Origin of the sequence: Yoonia sp. (assembly GCF_030731595.1) — a bacterium.
In the GTDB taxonomy this organism is placed as follows: domain Bacteria; phylum Pseudomonadota; class Alphaproteobacteria; order Rhodobacterales; family Rhodobacteraceae; genus Yoonia.
The window spans coordinates 1-3,177 of record NZ_JANQTS010000089.1; the positions used below are offsets into that span (position 1 = coordinate 1).

Sequence of the window (3,177 nt, forward strand, 5' to 3'; positions counted from 1 at the left end):
GCCTCTGGTGTCATCCGTGACCATGCGCCGATTTCGTCTATCGACCGCAGGCACCCTGTGCAGAGCCTGCTTTGCGGTTCGATCACGCAGATCTTGATGCAGGGGCTTTCGATTTCGGCCCTTGCCCAGATGTGATCGGTGTTTTCGGGTTTCGTCACGCGTGATTCCTTAGATGTGCCATGCGGTCTAGCATACCTTGCAGGATATAGCCTGCGGCAACATGGTCGATCACCTCGGCGCGACGTTTTCGTGACGTATCCGCCTCAAGTAATGCCCGTTCGGCGGCGACCGTGGACAGGCGTTCATCCCAATAGGTGATCGGCAGGGGGGTCAGCCGTTCCAGATTGCGCGCAAAGGCGCGGGTGGCCTGACAGCGCGGCCCCTCGGAGCCGTCCATATTCATCGGCAATCCCAGCACGAGGCCCGTGACAAGCCGATGCGTTGTGAGTTCCAGCAATCTGGCGGCATCCACCCCGAATTTCTTGCGCCTGATCGTCTCAAGCGGGGTCGCGACAGAGCGCAGACTGTCCGAAACCGCCACCCCGATCGTCACCGTGCCCAGATCAAGCCCCGCGATGGCCCCTGTCATGGGCAGTGCGGCGACAAAGTCCTGCGGTGTTTCGCAGATCATTCAAGCAAGCCCGCATCGCGGGCCGCATTGGTCAGGATTTCCATGCCCCGCATGCTGCTGACGAAAACCTGCTGGGCTTCGGTCCAGACGGCGCGTGCGGATTCTGTTTCGCCCAAGACGCCGTAGGCGCGGATCAGACGCGCCCAGTCTTGCGCAGGCCCGCCTTCGGTGGCCAGCCGTTCGGCCAGCCCTGCGACCATGCCACCGATCATCGCTTGTTGGTCTTCGGCGGACATCTCGGATGCGGCATCCATCTGTTCGAATGTGGGGCCGCGTTGTTCGGGGACCGCATATTCCACACCTGCGCGGAAGGCAGCGTCACTGACTTGAGCGCGGGCGCTGGCCACGTGAAAGTTGTTGGGATCGCCTGCCTCGATGATGTCGCGCCAGAACCGCAAGGCCAGATCGGGGCGGTCAGTCTGGTTATAAAGCGCACCCAGATAGTAGCGGGCGGCGACATTGCCTGCATCACGATCGAGCATATCGCGGATCAGCACTTCGGCCTCGGGCGAGATGAACCCGCCGGCCGCCACGACCTTGAGGTCAAGCAGGCGCTGGAGTTCGATCAACGGGGTCGGATCGCCCTTGATCGCGATCACCTGTTCTTGCGCGCGGGCTGCACCGGCATAGTTGCGCAACTCCACTTCGTGAAAGGCAAGGCGCGTCCAGGCTTCGAGATCGTCAGGACGGGTTGGTGCGATAGTGCGCAACTGTGCGATCGCGGCGCGGTAATCATCAGGCACATCCACCGCAGGCGGCGTCGGGGCGGCTGCTTCAAGTGCGGCTTGGGACGGGCGGTTGGCGCGCATTTCCTCGCTGGCGGCCAACCGTGCGCTCAGTGGCAGATCGGGATAGCCCGGTGCGCCAATGCTTCTATAGACGCCGAAACTGAGCGCCACGACCAGAACGCCGACAGTGACAGAAAGCCAGCGTGTTGGCACAGCGCCTGTCAAAGGGCCGCGTGTCGCCTTGTTCGCAGTCAGCAGGCGGCGCGCCACTTCGGCGCGGGCGCGCTCTGCCTCGTCGGTTTCCAGCAGTTCGCGCTCGAGGTCGCGGTCGATCTCGTCCAGTTGAGCGCGGTAAATGGCGATGTCGGGGTTATCGTTGTCCACGGCCTTGGGGCGCAACAGCGGTGTCACGATCACCGCGCTGACAGCCAAGGTCAAAACCGCACATACAAACCAGAATATCATCGGTCCCCACTTCCTTTGGTGCCGTTCACATAACCACCCAAGCGGCCGGTGAAAAGGGCCTGCGACCCTGTGGCAATTCACAACATTCTCAGGCATGTCGTAAAACGCAATACATACGCCGCTGTGAGTATCCACTTGGGTTCGCGCCCAGTCCAGATAGGATACGCAGGCGCGACCCGCCACATTCAAGGATTCTGGGACCCCGATGAAACGATATTCCGCCTTTGCCGTTGCCCGAGAGGCCATGCGCCAACATACCGGCTGGGATCGCGCTTGGGCCAAGCGTGAGCCCAAAAAGAAATACGATGTGATTATCGTGGGTGCTGGCGGGCATGGTTTGGCGACAGCCTATTACCTTGGCAAGAATTTCGGCATCACCAACGTGGCGATCTTGGAAAAAGGCTGGCTGGGCGGCGGGAATACAGGGCGGAATACGACGATTATCCGCTCAAACTATCTTCAGGACCCGTCTGCCGCGATCTACGAGAAATCTCGCTCCCTGTACGAGACGATGTCTCAGGACTTGAACTATAACGTGATGTTCAGCCCGCGTGGCGTCATCATGCTGGCCCAGACCCAGCACGAAATCCGCGGTTACCAGCGCACAGCGCATGCCAATGCTTTGCAGGGCGTCAAAACCGAATGGATCGGTCCAGAGCGGGTGAAAGAACTTTGCCCGATCATGAACATCGACGGGCCCCGCTATCCGGTGCTGGGCGGCCTTTACCAAGCACGCGGCGGCACCGCGCGGCATGATGCGGTGGCTTGGGGCTATGCGCGGGCCTGTTCGGATATGGGCATGGATGTGATCCAGCAGTGCGAAGTCACCGCCGTGCGCCAGCAGAACGGCAAGGTCGTGGGCGTTGATACCTCCAAAGGGCCGATTGATTGCGACAAGTTGGGGATGGTCGTGGCGGGCCATTCGGGCGTGCTGGCGAAAATGGCCGGTTTCCGTCTGCCGATTGAAAGCGTGGCCTTGCAGGCGCTGGTGTCAGAGCCGATCAAGCCGTGCATGGATGTGGTTGTCATGGCGAATACCGTGCATGGCTATATGTCCCAGTCCGACAAGGGCGAGATGGTGATCGGCGGCGGCACCGACGGCTATAACAACTACACCCAGCGCGGGTCTTTCCACCATATCGAGGAAACCGTGCGCGCCTTGGTCGAAACCTTCCCGATGATCGCGCGGCTGAAGATGCTGCGCCAATGGGGCGGGATCGTGGATGTCACGGGCGACCGCTCTCCGATCCTGTCGAAAACGCCTGTCGAGGGCGTGTTCGTCAACTGCGGTTGGGGCACCGGCGGGTTCAAGGCGATCCCCGGATCAGGCTGGGCGATGGCGGAACTGATGGC

The 3,177-nt window shown here is 61.3% G+C and carries 4 protein-coding genes; 1 reads left to right on the top strand and 3 read right to left on the bottom strand.

Features of this window, described 5'->3' with window-relative positions; all coding sequences use genetic code 11:
* From NWQ23_RS10520 to ccmI, 3 genes are all read right to left on the bottom strand, one after another.
* Positions 1-158, bottom strand: a 158-nt coding sequence (locus NWQ23_RS10520) for a DUF1289 domain-containing protein (protein WP_306166309.1), incomplete at its 3' end; no start/stop codon positions are given.
* Positions 155-631 carry a Holliday junction resolvase RuvX gene (ruvX, locus tag NWQ23_RS10525; protein WP_306166306.1) on the bottom strand — a complete coding sequence of 159 codons (477 nt, stop codon included), beginning with the start codon at positions 629-631 and terminating at the stop codon, positions 155-157. The genes NWQ23_RS10520 and ruvX, both read right to left, overlap by 4 nt.
* The gene (gene ccmI / locus NWQ23_RS10530) at positions 628-1,824 is read right to left on the bottom strand and encodes a c-type cytochrome biogenesis protein CcmI (RefSeq protein WP_306166307.1); all 1,197 of its coding nucleotides are present in this window, start codon (positions 1,822-1,824) and stop codon (positions 628-630) included. Before ccmI ends, ruvX begins: the two co-directional genes overlap by 4 nt.
* 205 nt (positions 1,825-2,029) lie before the next feature.
* Between ccmI and NWQ23_RS10535 the strand changes: the two genes are divergently transcribed.
* Positions 2,030-3,177, top strand: a 1,148-nt coding sequence (locus tag NWQ23_RS10535) for a sarcosine oxidase subunit beta family protein (protein ID WP_306166308.1), incomplete at its 3' end; no start/stop codon positions are given.